This is a genomic window from Martelella lutilitoris, from assembly GCF_016598595.1.
In the GTDB taxonomy this organism is placed as follows: Bacteria; Pseudomonadota; Alphaproteobacteria; order Rhizobiales; family Rhizobiaceae; genus Martelella; species Martelella lutilitoris_A.
Genome location: NZ_CP066786.1, coordinates 2,084,929 through 2,105,000 on the forward strand (window position 1 = coordinate 2,084,929; position 20,072 = coordinate 2,105,000).

Annotated in this window: 17 protein-coding genes; 11 read left to right on the top strand and 6 right to left on the bottom strand. The window is 63.6% G+C overall.

Features of this window, described 5'->3' with window-relative positions:
- Positions 1 to 73 precede the first annotated feature (73 nt).
- Entirely contained in the window at positions 74 to 1,150 is a 1,077-nt protein-coding gene (queA, locus tag JET14_RS09825; RefSeq protein WP_200337850.1) for a tRNA preQ1(34) S-adenosylmethionine ribosyltransferase-isomerase QueA, read from the top strand.
- A complete protein-coding gene (gene tgt, locus JET14_RS09830) occupies positions 1,147 to 2,280 on the top strand; it encodes a tRNA guanosine(34) transglycosylase Tgt (RefSeq protein ID WP_200337851.1) in 1,134 nt (377 codons plus the stop codon). Before queA ends, tgt begins: the two co-directional genes overlap by 4 nt.
- 150 nt (positions 2,281 to 2,430) lie before the next feature.
- Here tgt and JET14_RS09835 read toward each other — a convergent pair whose 3' ends face one another.
- Positions 2,431 to 2,955, bottom strand: a complete 525-nt coding sequence (locus JET14_RS09835) for an invasion associated locus B family protein (RefSeq protein WP_200337852.1) — start codon at positions 2,953 to 2,955, stop codon at positions 2,431 to 2,433.
- Positions 2,956 to 3,230: 275 nt separating this feature from the next.
- On the opposite strand from JET14_RS09835, the gene JET14_RS09840 reads away from it, so the two are divergent.
- Genes JET14_RS09840 through JET14_RS09850 form a run of 3 tightly spaced genes read left to right on the top strand, consistent with a single transcriptional unit; the run spans position 3,231 to position 6,432 of the window.
- Positions 3,231 to 4,496 (top strand): efflux RND transporter periplasmic adaptor subunit, encoded by a 1,266-nt coding sequence (locus JET14_RS09840; protein WP_246750588.1) that lies wholly within the window; start codon positions 3,231 to 3,233, stop codon positions 4,494 to 4,496.
- A 9-nt stretch (positions 4,497 to 4,505) separates the two neighbouring features.
- Positions 4,506 to 5,234, top strand: a complete 729-nt coding sequence (locus tag JET14_RS09845) for an ABC transporter ATP-binding protein (RefSeq protein ID WP_200337853.1) — start codon at positions 4,506 to 4,508, stop codon at positions 5,232 to 5,234.
- Positions 5,224 to 6,432 carry an ABC transporter permease gene (locus JET14_RS09850; RefSeq protein ID WP_200337854.1) on the top strand — a complete coding sequence of 403 codons (1,209 nt, stop codon included), beginning with the start codon at positions 5,224 to 5,226 and terminating at the stop codon, positions 6,430 to 6,432. Before JET14_RS09845 ends, JET14_RS09850 begins: the two co-directional genes overlap by 11 nt.
- A gap of 109 nt (positions 6,433 to 6,541) precedes the next feature.
- Here the strand turns inward: JET14_RS09850 and eno are convergent, their stop codons facing one another.
- The 4 genes from eno to JET14_RS09870 form a co-directional block, all read right to left on the bottom strand.
- Entirely contained in the window at positions 6,542 to 7,816 is a 1,275-nt protein-coding gene (gene eno, locus JET14_RS09855; protein ID WP_138749032.1) for a phosphopyruvate hydratase, read from the bottom strand.
- A 202-nt stretch (positions 7,817 to 8,018) separates the two neighbouring features.
- Positions 8,019 to 8,858, bottom strand: a complete 840-nt coding sequence (gene kdsA / locus JET14_RS09860) for a 3-deoxy-8-phosphooctulonate synthase (RefSeq protein WP_200337855.1) — start codon at positions 8,856 to 8,858, stop codon at positions 8,019 to 8,021.
- A gap of 1 nt (position 8,859) precedes the next feature.
- Positions 8,860 to 9,750, bottom strand: coding sequence for a VOC family protein (locus tag JET14_RS09865; RefSeq protein WP_200337856.1), 891 nt, complete (start codon positions 9,748 to 9,750; stop codon positions 8,860 to 8,862).
- A 96-nt stretch (positions 9,751 to 9,846) separates the two neighbouring features.
- Positions 9,847 to 13,746, bottom strand: coding sequence for an autotransporter domain-containing protein (locus tag JET14_RS09870; protein WP_200337857.1), 3,900 nt, complete (start codon positions 13,744 to 13,746; stop codon positions 9,847 to 9,849).
- Positions 13,747 to 14,017: 271 nt separating this feature from the next.
- Between JET14_RS09870 and JET14_RS09875 the strand changes: the two genes are divergently transcribed.
- Genes JET14_RS09875 through JET14_RS09895 form a run of 5 tightly spaced genes read left to right on the top strand, consistent with a single transcriptional unit; the run spans position 14,018 to position 19,485 of the window.
- A complete protein-coding gene (locus JET14_RS09875) occupies positions 14,018 to 15,913 on the top strand; it encodes a SurA N-terminal domain-containing protein (protein WP_200337858.1) in 1,896 nt (631 codons plus the stop codon).
- A 12-nt stretch (positions 15,914 to 15,925) separates the two neighbouring features.
- Positions 15,926 to 16,948: an anthranilate phosphoribosyltransferase gene (gene trpD, locus JET14_RS09880; RefSeq protein ID WP_200337859.1), complete on the top strand. Its 1,023-nt coding sequence runs from the start codon at positions 15,926 to 15,928 to the stop codon at positions 16,946 to 16,948.
- A gap of 9 nt (positions 16,949 to 16,957) precedes the next feature.
- Complete coding sequence (gene trpC / locus JET14_RS09885; RefSeq protein WP_200337860.1) at positions 16,958 to 17,773, top strand: indole-3-glycerol phosphate synthase TrpC; 816 nt, start codon at positions 16,958 to 16,960, stop codon at positions 17,771 to 17,773.
- Positions 17,770 to 18,264 (top strand): cyclic pyranopterin monophosphate synthase MoaC, encoded by a 495-nt coding sequence (moaC, locus tag JET14_RS09890; protein ID WP_200337861.1) that lies wholly within the window; start codon positions 17,770 to 17,772, stop codon positions 18,262 to 18,264. Before trpC ends, moaC begins: the two co-directional genes overlap by 4 nt.
- 3 nt (positions 18,265 to 18,267) lie before the next feature.
- Entirely contained in the window at positions 18,268 to 19,485 is a 1,218-nt protein-coding gene (locus JET14_RS09895; protein WP_200337862.1) for a molybdopterin molybdotransferase MoeA, read from the top strand.
- A gap of 3 nt (positions 19,486 to 19,488) precedes the next feature.
- Here the strand turns inward: JET14_RS09895 and JET14_RS09900 are convergent, their stop codons facing one another.
- Positions 19,489 to 19,809, bottom strand: a complete 321-nt coding sequence (locus JET14_RS09900; RefSeq protein ID WP_200337863.1) for a DUF1476 domain-containing protein — start codon at positions 19,807 to 19,809, stop codon at positions 19,489 to 19,491.
- A 52-nt stretch (positions 19,810 to 19,861) separates the two neighbouring features.
- Between JET14_RS09900 and JET14_RS09905 the strand changes: the two genes are divergently transcribed.
- Positions 19,862 to 20,047 carry a hypothetical protein gene (locus tag JET14_RS09905; protein WP_200337864.1) on the top strand — a complete coding sequence of 62 codons (186 nt, stop codon included), beginning with the start codon at positions 19,862 to 19,864 and terminating at the stop codon, positions 20,045 to 20,047.
- Positions 20,048 to 20,072 lie beyond the last annotated feature (25 nt).

Genomic DNA, 20,072 nt, shown 5'->3' on the forward strand with positions numbered 1-20,072 from the left:
TGTGATTGAACAAGCAACAGACCCGTCCGGCGCCAGCCGGCGGGTTTTCGAATTTGAGAAATGTCCTGATACAATGCGCGTAGACCTCTTCGACTTCGATCTTCCGGACGAGAATATCGCCTTGCGGCCCGCAAATCCGCGCGACAGCGCGCGCATGCTGCTGGTGCGACCCGACGGCGCTCCGGCGCTCGAAGACCGCATTGTCAGTGAATTGCCGGCCTTTCTAAGACCCGGCGATGCGCTGGTGTTCAACGACACGAAGGTCATCCCGGCGCAGCTCGAGGGCGTTCGCCACCGCGAAGGCGGCGAGGAGGTGCCGGTCTCGGCCACGCTGCATCTCAGGAAGGCCGACAATGTCTGGCATGCCTTTGCCCGGCCGGGCAAGCGGATCAGGCCAGGCGACGTGCTGCGTTTCGTTTCTGCCGATCGTGCGATCTCGCTTTCTGCGACGGTCGAGGAAAAGCGGGAAGGGGGCGAGGTGGCACTGACATTCGATGCCCGCGGCGCTGCGCTTGACGAAGCGCTGATGCGGGTCGGCCACGTGCCGCTGCCGCCCTATATCGCCTCCAAACGGGCCGAAGACGGCAGGGACCGCGACGACTACCAGACGATATATGCCCGTGAAAACGGCGCGGTTGCCGCGCCGACGGCCGGCCTGCATTTCACGCCGCGGCTTCTGACCGCGCTGGAGGAGGCCGGCATCGAGAAACATTTCGTCACGCTCCATGTCGGGGCGGGGACATTCCTGCCGGTCAAGGCCGACGACACCGACGACCATGTGATGCATTTCGAGCGCGGCATCGTAACGCCGGAAACCGCCGAAGCCCTGAATGCGGTGAAGGCGCGCGGCGGGCGGATCATCTCCGTCGGCACCACCTCTCTCAGGCTGCTGGAAAGCGCCGCCGCGGAAGACGGGACAATCAACGCCTGGGAGGGCGAGACCGGCATTTTCATCACGCCCGGCTACCGGTTCCGTGCCGTTGACATGCTGATGACCAATTTCCACCTGCCGAAATCGACGCTGTTCATGCTGGTTTCGGCCTTTTGCGGGCTGGAGACGATGCGCGCGGCCTACGCCCATGCGATCGAAACCGGCTACCGTTTCTATTCCTACGGCGATTCCAGCCTGCTGTTCAGGAAAGACGTATGAGCCAAGAATTTCAGTTCACCCTGAAGACCACAGACGGCAATGCCCGTCTCGGCGCGATCACCATGCCGCGCGGCGAAATCCGCACGCCGGCCTTCATGCCGGTTGGAACCGCCGGCACGGTCAAGGCGATGTATCTTGACCAGGTGCGCGACCTCGGCGCCGACATCATTCTCGGCAACACCTACCATCTGATGCTGCGGCCGGGGGCCGAGCGCGTGGCGCGACTTGGCGGTCTGCATTCGCTGATCCGCTGGAAATACCCGATCCTGACGGATTCCGGCGGCTTTCAGGTGATGTCGCTCGCGGCGCTGCGCCAGATCGACGAGAAGAAGGGCGTCACCTTCAAGTCGCATATCGACGGCAGCGTGCATCACATGAGCCCCGAGCGTTCGATCGAGATCCAGGGGCTTCTGGGTTCCGATATCCAGATGCAGCTTGACGAGTGCGTCAGGCTGCCGGCGGAGCGGGCGGAGATCGAAAAATCGACCGAGATGTCGCTGCGCTGGGCCGAGCGCTGCCGCGAGGCCTTCGGCGACCAGCCGGGCAAGGCGATGTTCGGCATCGTCCAGGGCGGCGACATTCCGGACCTGCGCATCCGTTCGGCGCGCGGCCTGGCCGATCTCGACCTGAAAGGCTATGCCGTCGGCGGCCTTGCGGTCGGCGAGCCGCAGGAGGTCATGCTGGCGATGCTGGAGACGACGCTGCCCGAGCTTCCGACGACGAAGCCGCGTTACCTGATGGGCGTCGGTACGCCCGACGATATTCTGAAATCGGTGGCGCGCGGGATCGACATGTTCGACTGCGTGATGCCGACCAGGGCAGGGCGTCACGGTCTCGCCTTCACGCGCCGCGGCAAGGTGAACCTCAGGAACGCCCGCCATGCAGAGGACCTCAGGCCGCTGGATGCGGAAAGCAATTGCCCGGCTGCGCGCGATTACTCCCGTGCCTATCTGCACCATCTCGTGCGCGCCAATGAATCGCTCGCCGGCATGTTGCTGACCTGGAACAACCTGCATTACTACCAGTCCCTGATGCAGGGCATCCGCACCGCGATCCCCGAGGGGCGATATGCCGACTTCATGGCAGAGACGCAGGAAGGCTGGGCGCGGGGCGATCTGCCGGCGAACTGAGGACGCAACGCTTGTCCGGGGGCGACCCCAGTTCCGGCAATGCAAAAATCGCATAAGGTAGATTATGGAACTCACGCGTTGCCGAAGACAGAAACGGCTCCGGACGGTCTGTTCGCGGAGCCGTTTGCATACGGGAAATAGCGCAGCGATTTAACGCAACGCATTCAAGCGGTTAAAGGCAGCGGTGAACCCTTTGAGGGAGATCGTGTAGTCGACCATCTCATTGCCATTGATCGGCATGCCCTTGATGTGAAGCGTGCCGCCGCTCTTCAGGCGATCAAGCATGTTCGCATCGATCGACACCGGAACAAAGCAGCCCTGCGGCAGACAAGTCGAAAACCCGAATTTCGGGCCGTCGGTCTCCGCATCGATCGAAAGCGTGACGCCCTGGGCCAGGGCAAAGCCGAACGGCATCACGACGACGCCCTGGGCCTGATCGGCGGCCGGCGCATTGAGCTCGACGGAAATGACGCGCTGCCCGCCTTCCTGCGCAACCTGAACCTGAACCATCACGCAGCGGTCAGTCTCTCCGTTCGAGACGCATTCGACGCGCCAGTCCTGATAGGTTTCGCTGAGAGAGCTTGCGCCGTCCGGCAATGTCGCAGAGGCCGGGCTGAACGACGCGACGCTCAGGAACGCCGTGGTGACAATGGCTGCAAGACGACGATGGCTCAAGGGATTTCCTCCACGGATGTGCGTTCTGTTCTTCCCGGCGTCCGGCGCCGCGTTCGAACTTTCATTGACTTTACGATAACACGATTCGTTTCCGAGGCTATCGCGTGAGACGGCAGGCGGCCAGGCCGAATGCGGGCGTTGGCTTCGGGGCCTGAACGGATCGTCCGCGCACCGGCCTCATTTTCGCTTCGGCAACGGCTTGCATGCGCGCCGCTTCGTGGCCATAGTCGCGGCAAATCGTCAAATGCGCAGCCCCAGACAGGAGCTATTCGACAATGTCCTCCGACATGGACAGAACCGGCCGGCGCGGCGGCGCGGATGCCAATGAGCGCCCTCGCCCGCAAGTGCCTGATATTCATGCCATCCTTGGCGATGACAAGCCCCGGCGCGGTTTTCGTATGCCCTGGGGGGCGATCATCCTCGTCGTCCTGCTGGCTGCCGGCGGCTATGCCGGCTACCGCTATCTGACATCCGGCGATCTGCAGATCGTCGCGGCAAAGCCAACCTATGTCACAGAGGAGATCGAGCGCGGGCCAATGACGGTGACGGTCGCGGCCACCGGCGCGATTGAGCCGACGGTCAGGGTCGACATATCGAGCGAACTGTCGGGCACGGTGAAGGCCGTGCGCGCCGACTTCAATGACGCGGTCAAGGCAGGCGACACGCTCCTTGAACTGGAGACCGACGAGCTGAGGGCCGATATCCTGAGCGCCAAGGCGAAGCTTGCTGCCGCCGAGGCCGATGTCGCGGCGGCTAAATCCGATCTCGAATCCGCCAAGGCGACGATGGAGCGCACGCGCACGCTCGCCGAGCGCGACGTTGCGCCGCGCCAGGAACTGGAGGACGCGCAGTTCGCCCATGCCGCGGCCCTTGCCGACCAGCAGAGCGCCGAGGCGCGGCTTGCGGTGGCGAACGCCGAGCTCGAGCTTGCCGAACTGCGCCTCAGCAAGGCCACCATCCGCTCGCCGATCGATGGCGTCGTGCTCTACCGCAATGTCGATGTCGGCCAGACCGTCGCCGCCTCGCTCGAAGCCCCGACACTGTTCGTGATCGCCGGCAATCTGACGGAGATGGAGCTCCGGGTGAATGTCGACGAAGCCGATGTCGGCCAGGTCGAGCCGGGCCAGAAGGCGTCGTTCGCGGTCGAGGCCTTTCCCGGCCGACGCTTTCCGGCCGAGATCCGGTCGATCCGCTATGCCTCCGAACTCAACAGCGATGTCGTGACCTACAAGGCCGTGCTTGCCGTCGACAATTCGGACCTGCTCCTGCGCCAGGGCATGACGGCAACGGCCGATATTCTCGTGGACGAGACGCCGGACGCCGTTCTGGTCCCGAATGCGGCGCTGCGCTTCACCCCGCCCGGCGAGGCGGCCGGCTCCGCAGAGGGCGACGCGCGCACGGTCTGGATCCTGCGCAACGGCGAACCCATGGCGGTTGAGATCACGGTCGGCGCCAGCGACGGCCGGTTTTCCGCCGTGACCGGCGGCGATCTGCGCGCCGGTGACAAGGTCATCACCGCAACCGGCAGAAACGGGCAGTGAGGTAGGATCATGACGACGGCGCCGCTCATCGAATTCCGCAATGTCTACAAGACCTATGGCACCGGCGAGGCCGAGATCGTCGCCCTCAACGGCGTCGATTTCGCGATCGAGGCCGGCGAGTTCGTGTCGATCATGGGACCTTCCGGGTCAGGAAAGTCGACGGCGATGAACATCCTCGGCTGGCTCGACCGGCCAACCAGCGGGCAGTTCTATTTTCAGGGGGTCGACACGACCGAACTGAAGACGACGAAGCTGACCCTGCTGCGCCGCCACCTCCTGGCCTTCGTCTTCCAGCGCTACAATCTTCTGCCGCGCTCCTCGGCGCTCGAGAATGTGGAACTGCCCCTGCTCTATCGTGGCGTCAACCGTCGGGAGCGGCGCGAGCGGGCCGAGTTCGCGCTTTCCCAGGTCGGTCTCGCCGATCGTCTCGACCAGCGCACGCAGGAGCTTTCCGGCGGCCAGCAGCAGCGCGTGGCGATCGCTCGCGCGCTGATCACGGAGCCCGCCGTCCTGCTCGCCGACGAGCCGACCGGCAGCCTTGATACCCGCACCAGCAACGAGATCATGGAACTGATCACCGGCCTCAACACCGAGATCGGCATCACCGTCGTCATGGTGACGCATGAGGAGAACGTGGCGCGCTATGCCAGCCGCCGCATGCAGTTCCTCGATGGCGCGCTCGAGCGCGGCTACCGGCCGGGACGCGGTGACAGACAGGAGAACGGCCATGTTTCTTGAGATGATCAAGCTTGCGCTTCGCGCCGTCCGCCGTAACCTGCTGCGCTCCTTCCTGACCGTCCTCGGCGTTGTCATCGGCGTTTCGGCGGTGATCGCCATGGTCACGATCGGCAACGGCACGGCCGAACAGGTGCGCAGCGAGGTCGCCCGCCTTGGAACCGATATCCTGTTCGTCAGGCCCGGCCAGCGGGCGCCCGGCGCGCCGGCGGAGGCTGCAAAGGGCTTCAGCGAGCGCGATATCGCCGCATTGCGCAACCAGGTGCCGGATCTGCGCGCCGTCGCGCCGCAGAATATCTCGACGGTGACGGTCGTTGCCGAGGGCGAGAACCGCAGGACGACAGTGATCGGCACCAATGACGATTTTCTCGCCGCCCAGGACTGGTCTATCGAGACCGGTAGCGATTTCTCCCGCGCGGCGGCGTCCGGCGGCGGCGACACCGCCTGCATTCTCGGCGCAACCGTGCGGCGCGAACTGTTTGGCGAGAATGACCCTGTCGGCAGCAATGTGCGCGTCGGCAATGTTTCCTGCGCGGTGATCGGCACGCTCGGGGAAAAGGGCGAGAGCAGCATGGGCCGCGACCAGGACGACATCGTGCTGATGCCGATCAGCGCCTTCCAGCGCCGCGTCGGCGGCGACAGCTATATCGAGAGCATCCTTCTGGCCGCGCGCGATGGCGTTTCGACCGAAAATCTCGAGGCCGACGTCACCGCCCTCCTCCGCCAGCGCCGCAACATCCAGCCCGGACGGGCCAATGATTTCGAAGTCAACGACATGACCGAGATCGCCAATGCCGTGACCGGCACGAAAAGCCATCTCACCGGCATGCTGACCGCCGTAGCGGCCGTCAGCCTGCTTGTGGGCGGCATCGGCATCATGAACATCATGCTCGTATCGGTGACCGAGCGTACCCGCGAGATCGGGCTGCGGTTGACCGTCGGGGCACTGGAACGCCAGGTGCTGCTTCAGTTCATGGTCGAGGCGGTCGTGCTGTCGCTGCTTGGCGGCATTGTCGGCGTGGTGGCGGGTCTTGCCGTCGCCTATGCGGTGGTTCAGTATCTCTCCGTGCCTTTCGTCATCGCCCCCTGGATGATCCTCGGTGCGTTTGCCTTCTCGGCGTTGATCGGCATCATCTTCGGCTTCTTCCCCGCCCGCCGCGCGGCCCGTATGAACCCGATCGAGGCTCTGCGCCACGAATAGAAAGGCGGGGGCTCCGATCGGCCCCGCCTCTACACCCATCCAAGAAAAATGCCCGCGGCACAGGCCACGGGCATCTCAGACCAAATCAAACAGCAAACCTTCAGGCCGATCAGGCCTTCAGGATCGACTTTCCGGCAAAGACGGCCTGGGCGCCGAGTTCTTCCTCGATGCGGATCAGCTGGTTGTATTTCGCCAGACGGTCGGAGCGCGACAGAGAACCGGTCTTGATCTGACCGCAATTGGTGGCAACGGCGAGGTCGGCGATCGTGGCGTCCTCGGTTTCGCCCGAACGGTGTGACATGACCGAGGTGTAGCCGGCCTTGTGGGCGGTCTCGACGGCGTCGAGCGTTTCCGTCAGCGAGCCGATCTGGTTGACCTTGACGAGCAGCGAGTTGCCGACGCCCATCTTGATCCCGTCCTTCAGGCGCTTGGTGTTGGTGACGAACAGGTCGTCGCCGACGAGCTGGCACTTGCCGCCGATCATCGACGTCAGTTCCTTCCAGCCATCCCAGTCGTCTTCGGCCAGGCCGTCCTCGATCGAGAAGATCGGGTACTTGCCGATGAGGTCGGCGAGATAGGCGGCCATTTCTCCGGAAGAGAAGGTCTTGCCCTCGCCTTCCATCTCGTACTTGCCGTCCTTGTAGAATTCGGTCGAGGCGGCATCCATGGCGAGATAGACGTCATCGCCCGGCTTGTAGCCGGCCTTTTCGATCGACTTCATGATGAAGTCGAGCGCGGAGATGGTGCTGGGAAGCGCCGGAGCGAAACCGCCCTCGTCGCCGATCGCGGTGTTGAAGCCGCCGGCGGAGAGTTCCTTCTTCAGCGTGTGGAAGATCTCCGAGCCCATCCGCACGGCGTCGCGCAGCGTGTCGGCGCCGACGGGCATGATCATGAATTCCTGGAAGTCGATCGGGTTGTCGGCGTGTTCGCCGCCATTGATGATGTTCATCATCGGAACCGGCAGGAGATGGGCGAAGGTGCCGCCGACATAACGGTAGAGCGGCAGGCCGCAGGCCGTCGCCGCGGCCTTGGCGGAAGCGAGCGAAACGCCGAGGATGGCGTTGGCGCCGAGACGGCCCTTGTTCGACGTGCCATCGAGCTCGATCATCGTCTGGTCGATTTCCATCTGGTTCTCGACATCCAGGCCGACGATGGCTTCGAGGATTTCCGTATTGACGGCATTGACGGCCTTCTCGACGCCCTTGCCCAGATAGCGCTCGCCGCCGTCACGCAGCTCAACGGCCTCATGCGCGCCGGTCGATGCGCCCGAAGGCACGGCGGCGCGCCCGATGGTGCCGTCTTCCAGATACACATCCACCTCGACCGTGGGATTGCCACGGCTGTCGAGGATTTCACGGGCGAGAATGTCGGTGATTGTCGTCATGTCTGTCTACCTGTCGACCTTGCTGTTCGAATTTGTAACGGGCGCGCCGAGGCGCTGGGATTTTTCTTAATGCGTCCGGCGTCTTGGGTCACCTGAGCATTGCAGCAAAACTGCATAAAGCAGTTCATTCGCCAGAACTATGACGAATGAAAAATTTTCCGGGCGGACGCCATGAAAATGCGGACGCCCGCCTCAGCCGAGACTATCTTTCCTTCGCGATTGCGTCAAAAGCGAGAAGTTTTTCAAGAAGTCGCGGCATCTGATCAAGCGGAACCATGTTCGGCCCGTCGGATGGCGCGTTGTCGGGGTCCTGATGGGTTTCGATAAAGACGCCGGCAACGCCCGTTGCAACGGCCGCGCGCGCCAGGGTTTCCACGAATTCGCGTTGGCCGCCGGTCGCGCCGCCCTGCCCGCCCGGCTGCTGCACCGAATGGGTGGCATCGAAGATCACCGGCGCGCCGGTTTCGGCCATGATCGGCAGAGCGCGCATGTCGGAGACCAGCGTGTTGTAGCCGAAGGAGACGCCGCGCTCGCAGAGAAGCACGTTGTCATTGCCGCTGTCGACGATCTTGGCGAGCACGTTCTTCATGTCCCAGGGCGCCAGGAACTGACCCTTTTTGACATTGATGACACGTCCGGTCTTTGCGGCGGCGATCAAAAGGTCGGTTTGCCGGCACAGGAACGCGGGGATCTGCAGCACATCGACGACGTTCGCCACCTCTGCGCATTGCGCTTCCGTATGAATGTCGGTCAGCACCGGGAAGCCGAACTCCTGCTTCAGATCGGAAAAGACTTCCAGCGATTTCTCCAGACCCATGCCGCGCTCGGCATTGAGCGAGGTGCGGTTGGCCTTGTCGAAGGAGGATTTGTAGACGAGGCCGATCCCGGCATCGCGGCAGATCTCGACCAGTCGCCCCGCCATCATGAAGGCGTGGTCGCGGCTTTCCATCTGGCAGGGTCCGGCAATCAGCGACAGTTTTCCGTCGTTGGAAAAGGCAACCTTCGCCGCGCCCTCACCGGCCGAAACGGTCCGATTGTTCATGTCATGCTTCCTTGAATATGAATGTCACGCCCTGTCCGGGCGCAGGCGGAACGCAGATCATTCCGTCCGCCGCTATGTGCTGAACCGCGTTCTTGGCGAGAATATCAGCGGTATTGCCGATATCCGCTGCCTCGAAGGCAATCGCCCTGCCGACAAGACCGCGTCCTGTGTCAGGCGGGGAAATCCCGAAGCGATCGCTCAGATGCGCATGGGTAAAGATGGAGATGTCTGCGCCGATCCCCTCCACCGTCACGCCGTGTGGATGGATCTCCGTTTCATGGCAATGGCCGAGCTGCTGCAGCAGGGGCTCGAATTCCATCGGGTTATCCTCGCCGATCAGCACTTCGGCAATGCCCGTCACGCCGTTCTGGTGCGCCATCAGCGCTTCCGGCGGGCTCAACGGCAACAGCCGCTCGCAAGTGAAGAAGAAGAGGTCCGGCGCGCGCGGATCCGCCGCGAAGGCCAGCCGGAAACCGGCTTCCGCCTCGCTGCCGTCCTCGCGCTGGAACCGGCGCGTAAAGCGGAAGAGACCGCCCGCGGCGATGCCTTCCGCCGCAAAAGCCTCGTGGTCGGCGGACGCGTCCTCGCTCTTGAACACGATTGCTGACAGCCCATCCTCGCCAACGCGGAAGCGGAAGGCGCGGTCGCGCGCCACGAATTCGAGGCCGTCGCGAATGTGATTCCCGTAGATCTGCAGATCGGCGATCCCGAGTGGTTCGAGATAGGTGCCGTCGGTGAAATAGACGCAGGCGTTTTCAGTGCCGAACGGGTGGCGAGCCTCCGGCGCGACGCTGAAGCCGAGCGCGCTCAGCCGAAGCCTTGCCGTCGCCAGGTCGACGACGGGCAGCACGAGGTGATCAAGCGGACGCGTGGCTCGGTGCGAAAGAGACATCAGGCTCCTCCTTTGAGAGGCACCCTTGATGGCATGAAAGCAGACGAGCTTCAAGCGATTGTCGAAACCCGCCCGCAAGGGCCTGTCAGAGCGGCGCTACCAGATGTAGCGCAGCTTGGCCGAGGCGATCAGCGCCGAATATTCCGCGCCCCATTCGCCGTAGGCGCCGAGCGAAAGATCGGCCTGCGGCGTCAGCTGGATGCGCGCGCCGATATTGGCCGTGACGGCGCTGCCCGTCGGCGCATTGCTGGAGATGGAGAAACCGTAGCCGGGCAAGGCCAGGAAGCTGGCGTTCGCATTGCCGCCGCCGCCATAGCGGTAGAGATAGGAGACGCGCGAATTGAACGAGAAGCGCTGCGCATAGTCCCCGGCCGCCGTGTCAAAGCCGAGGCCGGCCTCGACGGTTCCCCGGAAAAGACTGGAATCGGAATAGGCAAGCGCCGAACTGCCAAGCCCGGCGGCAACCTCCTCTTGATAGGACGGCGCGCTGGTGTAGACAGCGCTTGCCGCTGCAAACGGTATGAAGGCCATGCCGCCGTTGACGATGCGGCCCCCCGCCTCGAACCGACCGCCGAACGTGGTCGCGGAATAGCTGCCGCGCAGCCGGTCGCTCGTCGTTCCGAAGGCAACGGTGCGCTCGGTGTCGATACTGTCGACGCCGAGACCGACGGTTGCCAGGCCGTAAAGCCCCTGCGCGGTCTGCCCGGCCGCCGTGACGGCGGCATGAAGAGATTGGCTATCGGCCGAGCCGTTCTGTTCGGTCTGGTCGTAGCGCGTCTGCCCGCCGCCGAAGACAAAACCGATCGCGGTCGTATCGTCCAGCTGGGCGAGATAGCCACCCTCGACGATATTGCCCGTGATGTCGGCGCCGGAATTGCCGGCGCCTGAATCGCCGTCCACGCTCGCCGTCTCGCCGTTATACTCCAGCCAGATCGAATTGGCCGGCGTCAGGGAGCGATATGGCGCGTAGGGCGCGCCGTAGGAACTTCCGTAAGCTCCTCCATAGGTCGCGCCGCGACCGGCCGAGGCCCAGTCCCATTGCGGTTGGCGGCTCGACGGCGTGCCGAGGTTCCAGTAGGCAAGCGCTGATGTTTCGCCTGCCGAAGGAAGCGTGTCCTCGTCCTTTTCCTCGATCGGCCGCCATCCGGCGAACAACCGGCTTGGATTGGACGAGCGGCGCAGGAAATCCTGCATGCCGAGATTGGCCGTCATCGTCGCGTTGATGCCCAGTTCGCCGCCAAGGGTCGTCATCGCCGCCTCATAGGCGCTGCCCGATTGCAGCATGCCGGCAGACAAGGTTCCCGTCAGCGGCACGCCGTCGTTAAAGGCCTTGACCAGCTGATCGTTGACGCCCCTGCCGAGGGCGGAGAAATTGAAATTGCCGCCGACATAGGCGAGCGACATGTTGAGCCTGTTCGCATCCTGCGAGATCGTTCCGCGGAACTGCGAGGGCAGCGAGGCAAGCGGCGCCTCATAGGTGCCGGTGATTTCGCCGGCCTCCAGCAGCGTATATTGCTGCTTCAACTCGCCGCCATCGACAAAGTCGACATCGAGCTCGGTTTCATCGAAGGCAACCGTGCCGGTGACCTTGGCCGGAACCTGGCTGGTCTGGATCACGGCCGCATAGGTCGCGTCCGGTTCGAAGTCGAGGTCGCCATTGACCGTGATCGACCCCTTCTCGTCGCCGGAAAGGAAGGTGCCGCCGGTGCGCACCGTGGTCGAGCCGATCTCGCCCGAGCCGCCGAAGGATGCGCCGGCCTTGATATCCGCTTTCGTGCCGCGAAGCGAACCGTCCACCAGGAAGGTGCCGCTTTCCGCCTCGAGCGTGCCTGCGAACTGGTCGTTGTCGGCCGTCAGCCGCAGCGTGCCCGGCCCTTTCTGCGAGACCGTGCCGGTGCCGCGCAGGAGGCCGGCGAATTCGATGTCGTCGGAGCGGGCAAAGCTCAGCTTGCCGCCGGTTTCGATTGCCGCATTGCCCTGCAGCGTGCCGGTCATACCGCCATTGCCGACCTGGATTTCAGCGCCCGTGTCGATATAGGTGTTGCCTTCATTGGTGTTGTCGGCCGTCAGAATGGTCGTGCCGGCATAGGCTTCGATATCGACCGTGCCGCTGATCGGGCTCGAAAACTCATAGTCCGAGGAGGTGTGGTTGAAGATGAGATAGCCCTGTCCGTCGCCGAAGGACAGCTCGTTGACGTCAAGCGCTCCGGGAGCCGCAGGATCCTCGTCGGGGATCGAGCCGATGACAAGGATGCCGACCGAGCCGGAATTTTCTGCCAGCACAAGGTTGTCGGCCGAAAGCGTTCCCTCGTCTGACAGAACCAGCGCACCATTGCCGTCCTCGCCGACTGTCAGGTCGCCTTCGATCGCCCATGACGACCCGGCGCCGTCGATCATCGCGATGCCGATCGAATCGGCGGCGGATCCAAGCGTGCTCGCCGTGGAGGTGACGGTGCCGCCATCGGTCACGAGCAAGAGGCCTTCGCCCTCGACGCCGACGGTGATGCCGCCATCCACGGCCCAGGACGAACCCGCGCCGCTTACAACGACAACACCTTGTCCCGTGGCGTTCGTCCCGATCCTGGCCGTGCCGTTGGTCACCGTGCCACCGTCGAAAATATCGAGAAGACCTGTGCCTTCGGAACCGACATCCAGGGTAGAGGTATTGTTCCACGCAGCGCCGCCCAGAACGCCGACGACGCCGACGCTGCCGGCGTCGCGCCCGATTATGCCGCCGTTCGAGTTCAGCGTGCCCCCGTTTTCCAGATCCAGCAGGCCTTCGCCCGTGGCACCGACCGTCATGCGATTTGTGAGCGTCATTTCGCTGCCGGCATCGGTGATGACGAGAAGACCGGTGCTGTTTTCATTGGCCCCGACCAGCGCGAAATCCGCCGAAACGGAACCGCCGCTGGAAACCGCCAGGCGGCCATCGCCATTGCGCCCGACCCTGAGCGAGGCGGAAAGCTGAAGCTTCGAACCCGCGCCGTCGACATAGGCGGTTCCTTCGCCGCCCGAAACATTGCCGATATAGGCATTGCTTGCGGTCATGGTCGCGCCATTGAGGACCGAAAGCGTGCCTTCGCCGCCCGTGCCGCCGGTGTTCACATTGCCGCCGAGCGAAATGTCGTTATAGACGTTCCACAGTGAACCGCTGCCGGTGACCGTCGCTTCATTGTCGAGAGAAGAAGCATTCTCGCCAATCGTCAGGGATCCGCTGATCGCATGCGCGCCGCTTTCAACCAGAACCGTACCCGTGCCACTGCTACCGATCGTCGTTGCCCCATAGCCGTTCCATTCCGTTCCGGTGCCCGAAAGCGTGATGCTCCCCTCACCACCGGCATGGCGGCCGATGATCGCCTGATCCGATTCCAGATAGGCGCCATTGGAAACCGTCAGTGTGCCGGTACCGCTGTTTGCCACTGACAGACCGTTGTCGCCGCTGCCGTAGGTCCTCAGGCTGGTTCCGCTGCCGGAAAGCGTGACTGTACCCGAACTGCCTGCTGAATTGCCGAGAATGATCGACGCGGTCTGCCCGGTGGCGCCGTCCGTCATGCCGATCCTGCCAGTACCGAAATCACCGACGATGATCGACTTATCCATCTGAATCGCGCCGCCTGCACCGAGCGTCAGCGTGCCGTTGCCGCCGGCCAACGAACCAAGGCGGGTGTTCTCGCCGTTGATCGTCGCATTCGATGTCATCTGACCGGTCGCGGTTCTTCCGATAATGATCGTGTTGATATATTCCGTGCCGCCATCGGTGGGCAGAACGGGCGCATTGGTCGTGGTATCGATGGTAACGTTGTCACCGGCCTTGGGCGTATTGGTCGTGGCCGCGCCGTTTTCGAGCCAGTTGTTGGCCGTGTACCAGTCGGTCGATTCGGCGCCGGTCCACAGGAAGTCGGCTGCAACGCCCGGCGTGCCCCAGAGGAGGAAAAGCGCGGACGAACTCAGGAAGACCGAACGGGCCGCCTTCAGCCGCAAACTCACATTACGCATGTCACCTCCAGCAAAGAAACGCTCGAACCTCTTATCGCCGGCCCTGTCCGGCGGCCGGTCTCGCATGCCTGCAATTCTGGACTGCAGTAAATTAAGAACTTCTTGCGACGGGAGAATTGGCCGTCATGCTTAATGTTTATGGTTAGCGCTTGGTTAATTCGCTTGGGCTCCCTGTTTTAGCCGCGCATGCAGCTATGGCTTCAATTCCGCTCAATCTTCGTCTAAGAAGCGTCACAAACCCTTATGACCGGAAAACAGGGACCGCTCGAGAATGCTTGAAACAATGCGCAAAGGCGCCCAGACCTGGGTCGCGAAACTCCTGCTGATCCTGCTGATCATTTCGTTCGGCGTCTGGGGCGCCTCGAGCGCGCTGTTTTCTGGCAATTCGGATGTGGTCGTACAGGTCGGCGACAAGACCGTCTCGGCAAATGAATACCGCCTTGCCTACCAACGCCAGATGAACAGCCTGAGCAACCAGTTCGGCCGCCGGCTGACCGGCGAGGAAGCCCGCATGATCGGCGTCGACCAGCAGGTCTATGCCCAGCTCGTTGCGGGTGCTGCCCTCGACCAGCTTGCCGACGACATGAATCTCGGCCTCTCCGAAGACCGGCTTGCCGAGATCATCGCCCAGGATCCCGCCTTCCAGAACGCCGACGGGCGATTCGACCGCCAGCGCTTTAGCGCGCTCCTGCGCAATGTCGGCCTCAACGAGGATGACTATGTGGCCGAGCGCAGCAAAGTCGCCGTGCGTTCCCAGATCGTCGACGGCATGGCTGACGGTTTCGTGCCGCCGAAAACGCTCGTGGATGCCATCCGCGAATACCGCTCCCAGAGCCGCGTGGTCGACTATATCGTTCTCAACAACGCCTTTGTCGCGCCGATCAAGTCGCCGGGCGACGAGGTTCTTCAGCCCTGGTTCGAACAGCGCCAGGCCGCCTACCGCGCGCCCGAATATCGCAAGATCTCCTATGTCGCGCTCCGCCCTTCCGACATCGCCGATCCCGGCGCGGTCTCCGATGCCGCCGTCAGGGCCGATTACGAGGCTCGGATCGCCAATTACACGACGCCCGAAGAGCGCCGGATCCAGCAGATGACCTTCGCCGACCAGGCTACCGCCGAACAGGCCGCCCAGGCGCTTGAGGACGGCACCAAGACCTTCGACCAGCTTGTCTCCGAAGCCGGTCGCACGCCGGCCGACGTGACGCTCGGCATCTACGAGAAGGGCCGGTTCCCCGACCAGGCGATCGACGAGGCAGCCTTTGCCATTCCCGAGGAAGGCGGCGTCAGCGGCGTCGTCCAGGGCAATTTCGGTCCGGTGATCGTGCGCGTGACGGATATCCAGCCGGAAAGCACGACGCCGCTTGCCGACGTGGAGGACCAGATCCGCACGGAGCTTGCCGAACAGCAGGCCGCCGACGACATCCTGAACGTCGAGAACCAGTACGAGGACCAGCGCGCCGGCGGCGCCAGCATGGCCGAGGCGGCACAGAGCCTCGGCCTCGAAGCGGTCACGATCGACGCCATCGACGCCAATGGCCGCGATCCGGACGGCAACCCGATCGATGACATTCCGCTGGGTACCGAGCTTGTCGGCGCCGCCTTCGAAAGCGATACCGGCCTTGAGAACCTGCCGTTGAACCTCAATGACGGGGGCGTGGTCTGGTATGAGGTCGAAGATATTACCCCGCCGCGCGATCGTACCTTCGATGAGGTCCGCAGCCAGGTCGAGGCCGACTGGGCGGCCGAACAGCAGCGCGACGCGCTCGCGGCCAGGGCCGACCAGATGAAACAGCGCGTGGAGAACGGCGAGAGCCTGCAGCAGGTGGCCGACGATCTTGCCATCGACGTTCAGCAGAGCCCGTCGATCACGCGCAATTCGCAGAACAGCGACCTCGGCCCCGAGGCCATCGCCGCGGCCTTCAGCGGCCCGCTCGGAACCGTGGCGACCGCCCCGCGCGATGGCGGGACCGAGCAGATCGTCCTGTCGGTGGCGACCGTGGTCAATCCTTCCGATACGCTGGAGACCAGCGGTGACAACCAGGTCATTACCGCCATTGCGTCTTCGGCCGGAGACGATATCCTCGATGAAATGATCAACAAGCTGCAGAGCGAGTACGGCGTCTCGATCAACCAGACGCTCGCACAGCAGGCGGTGAACCTGCAGTAAGCGAGAAAAGCCATGTCCGAACTGAAACCCTTCATCGCCAAGGTCGCCGACGGCCAGTCGCTTTCGAGCGAGGAATCCCGCCAGGCCTTCGATATCCTGATGTCGGGCGAGGCCACGCCCTCGCAGATCGGCGGTTTCCTGATGGCGCTGAGGGTCAAGGGCGAGACGGTCGACGAGATCGTCGGCGCCGTCACGACGATGCGCGCGAAGATGCTGCCGGTCAATGCGCCGGACCACGCGATCGATATCGTTGGCACCGGAGGCGATGGCGCGGGCACCTACAATATCTCGACGCTGGCCGCCATCGTGACGGCCGGCGCCGGAGTGACGGTGGCAAAGCATGGCAACCGGGCTCTGAGTTCGCGTTCGGGCACGGCCGACAGCCTGTCGGAACTCGGCGTGGAACTGGATACCGGTCCGGAGATCATCGAGGCCTGCCTTGAGGAAGCCGGCATCGGCTTCATGTTCGCGCAGAAGCATCATGCGGCCATGCGCCACGTCGGCCCGTCGCGGGTCGAACTCGGCACGCGGACGATCTTCAATCTTCTCGGCCCGCTTTCGAACCCGGCCGGCGTAAAGAGCCAGTTGCTTGGCGTGTTCGCACCGCAATGGCTGGTGCCGCTCGCCGAGGTGCTGCGCGATCTCGGGTCCGAGACCGTCTGGGTCGTGCACGGCGAAGGGCTCGACGAAATCACCACGACAGGGACCACGCAGATCGCTGAACTCTCTGACGGCAAGATCCGCGAATATTCGCTGACGCCAAAGGATTTCGGCGTCGAGGCAGTGACGCTCGACGCGCTTCGCGGCGGCGACGGCAAGGTCAACGCCGCGGCGCTGCGCAAGGTGCTTTCCGGCGAGCGCAATGCCTATCGCGACATTGCGCTCTGCAATGCCGCCGCCGCCCTGATGATCGCCGGCAAGGGCGAGACGCTCGCCGACGCGATGTCGATCGCCGCCCAATCACTGGAAAGCGGCAACGCGGCGCTCGCGCTCGATCGGCTCGTTGCCGTCTCCAACCAGAAAAGCGAAGGCTGAGGACCGGCCATGACCGACATCCTGCGAAAGATCGAAGCCTACAAACGCGAGGAAATCGCCGCCGCCAAGGCGAAGGTTTCGCTCGATGAGCTGAAGGCGCGCGCAGCCGACCAGGAAAAGCCGCGCGGCTTTCTGGAAGCGCTCCGTCGCAAACAGGACGAGGGCTGTTTCGGCCTGATCGCCGAGATCAAGAAGGCGAGTCCCTCCAAGGGTCTGATCCGCACGGATTTCGATCCGCCAGCCTTTGCCAGGGCCTACGAGGCGGGCGGCGCGGCCTGCCTTTCGGTGCTCACCGATACGCCGAGCTTCCAGGGCGCGCCCGAGTTCCTCGCCGCCGCCCGCAATGCCTGCGCCCTGCCCGCGCTGCGCAAGGATTTCATGTTCGAGCCCTATCAGGTGCACGAGGCCCGCGCCTGGGGCGCCGACTGCATCCTGATCATCATGGCAAGCCTTTCCGATGACGAGGCCTGCGCGCTGGAAGAGACCGCCTTCGAACTCGGCATGGATGCGCTGCTTGAGGTCCATAACGAGGAAGAATGCGAGCGCGCGCTTAAGCTTTCCTCTCAAATGATCGGTATAAATAACCGTAATCTCAGGAATTTTGAGGTTACGCTCGAGACCAGCGAACGCCTGGTGAAGATGGTGCCGGACGACCGGCTGCTCGTCGGAGAAAGCGGCATCTTCGTCCATGACGATTGTCTACGTCTGAAAAAGAGCGGCATCACCACCTTCCTCGTCGGCGAGAGCCTGATGCGCAAGGACGATATTGCTGGCGCGACACGCGCGCTTCTGACTGGCGTTGACGCCGGGCTTCCGGCGCAATGAGCGACAGGCCCGCAAATCTGACCCATATCGCGGCCGACGGCTCGGCCAATATGGTCGATGTCGGCGGCAAGGACGAGACCGTTCGCACGGCCACGGCAGAAGGTTTCGTGCGCATGAAGCCCGAGACGCTGGCGCTGATCGAAAGCGGCAATGCGAAGAAGGGTGACGTGATCGCCACCGCGCGCCTTGCCGGGATCATGGGCGCCAAGCAGACCGCCAATCTCATTCCGCTCTGCCACCCGCTGATGCTCACCAGGATCGCGGTCGATATCGTTGCCGATGCCGCCCTGCCCGGCCTGCGCGTTACGGCCACGACCCGGCTTACCGGAAAGACCGGCGTAGAGATGGAGGCGTTGACGGCCGTTTCCGTCGCCTGCCTGACGATCTACGACATGGCCAAGGCGGCCGACAGGGAGATGGAAATCGGCGCGATCCGCCTCGTGGAGAAGTCCGGCGGCGCGAGCGGCGACTACAAACGATCGGAGGCATAGATCATGGCCGGCTCGCTTCTGCCCGTTGACGAAGCGCTCGCTATCCTGCTGGACGGCGTATTGCCGATCCCGGATAGGGAAACCTGCGATCTGGTCGAGGCCGACGGTCGCGTGCTGGCCGAAGATCTGCTCTCGCGCATCACCCAGCCGCCCTTCAGCGCCTCTGCCATGGACGGCTATGCGGTCAGGTCCGACGATGCAACGACCGGCGCGACACTCTCGGTGATCGGCACGGTTGCCGCCGGCGAGACGCCGGAAATGTCCGTCGCCCCCGGTACCGCGATTCGGATCTTCACCGGCGCGCCGCTGCCGCCAGGCGCCGACAGCGTCGTGATTCAGGAGAATACGGAAGTCATGGGCGACCGTATCCGCATCACGGAGTCTGTGGCGAAAAACGCGAATATCCGCGCCGCCGGGCAGGATTTTCGCGAAGGGCAGGTTCTGCTCGCTGAAGGCCGTCTGCTTGACGCGCGCAACCTCTCTCTCGCCGCCGCCGGCGGCCACGGGACGCTGCCCGTCCATCGCCGTCCGAAAATCGCCGTGCTGGCCACCGGGGACGAGCTTGTGCCGCCGGGAGAAATGCCCGGCCCGGGCCAGATTTCAGCTTCGGCGGGGATTGCGCTGCAATCCCTTGCCCGCGAAAACGGCGGCGAGACCCGCGACCTCGGCATCGCCCGTGATAACGTGGCCGCGATCGAGGCTGCGGTCCAGCGCGCCCGCCGATGGGGCGCGGATGTCCTGATCACCATCGGCGGTGCGTCCGTCGGCGACCGCGATCTCGTCGGCCCGACATTGCAGTCTTTGGGCATGTCGCTCGATTTCTGGAAGATCGCCATGCGGCCGGGCAAACCGCTCATGGTCGGCAATCTCGGCGACATGAAGGTGCTCGGCCTGCCCGGCAATCCCGTCTCGGCTTATGTCTGCGCGCTGATCTTCGCCGAACCGCTCATCCGTCGTCTCGCTGCGCTTCCCGCCAGCAATCGCCTTCGCCGGGCCTTCGCCGCGGAGGCGATCGGACCCAACGGGCCGCGTCGCCACTATATGCGCGCCCGTTTCACCGATCGGGGCGAGAAACGGGTCGCTGCCTGCGAGAGCCAGGATTCGTCACTGATCGCCGCCCTGGCCGACGCCGATTGCCTGATCGTCCGTCCGCCCGGAGACGATGCGGTGCGGCCCGGCGCCCCGCTTGACGTGATGCTGCTGGGCGGGGATATCTCCTGAAACTCAGATCTGCTCGCTCTGCCGGCTGGCAGCCTGAAGAAAGGCCTGCATCTTCGTCCGCACGGTCTCCTCGTCAATATTGACGCCCGCCTCGGCGAAATCGCGCATCAGCTTCTTCAAAACGTCGTCATGGCCGGCATGGGTGAAATCAGCGGCGATCACTTCGCTTGCGTATATTTCGAGATCATCGCGGCCAAGAAGGTCCGCTGCCCAGGCAGCAAGCATCCGGTTGCGTCGCGCAATCACGCGAAAGCGCGCGGCTTCCTGCTGCACATAGGCTGCCTCGAAGGCACGCTCGCGATCGGTGAAGATCGATCCGGACATGTCCACCTCCTTGTTGCCGCGCCGCGGCGGCTCGTTTCCTCTGAAGACGAGAATGGCTTCAAAACTGACATTTGAAAAGCAGTCAGATTTAACTATTTTAATAAGATCGTTTAAAATCCAAGATAAAATCGGCTCCGAGGGTGCCGCCCCGTCAACCCTTGGAAGCAAATGCCTTGAAAAACGCTTGGTTTTGATTGAGAAAGCCGCACGACTTCGCTATTCCAGCGAGAGAGACTGAAATAACGCGTGGGCCAATGCCACGC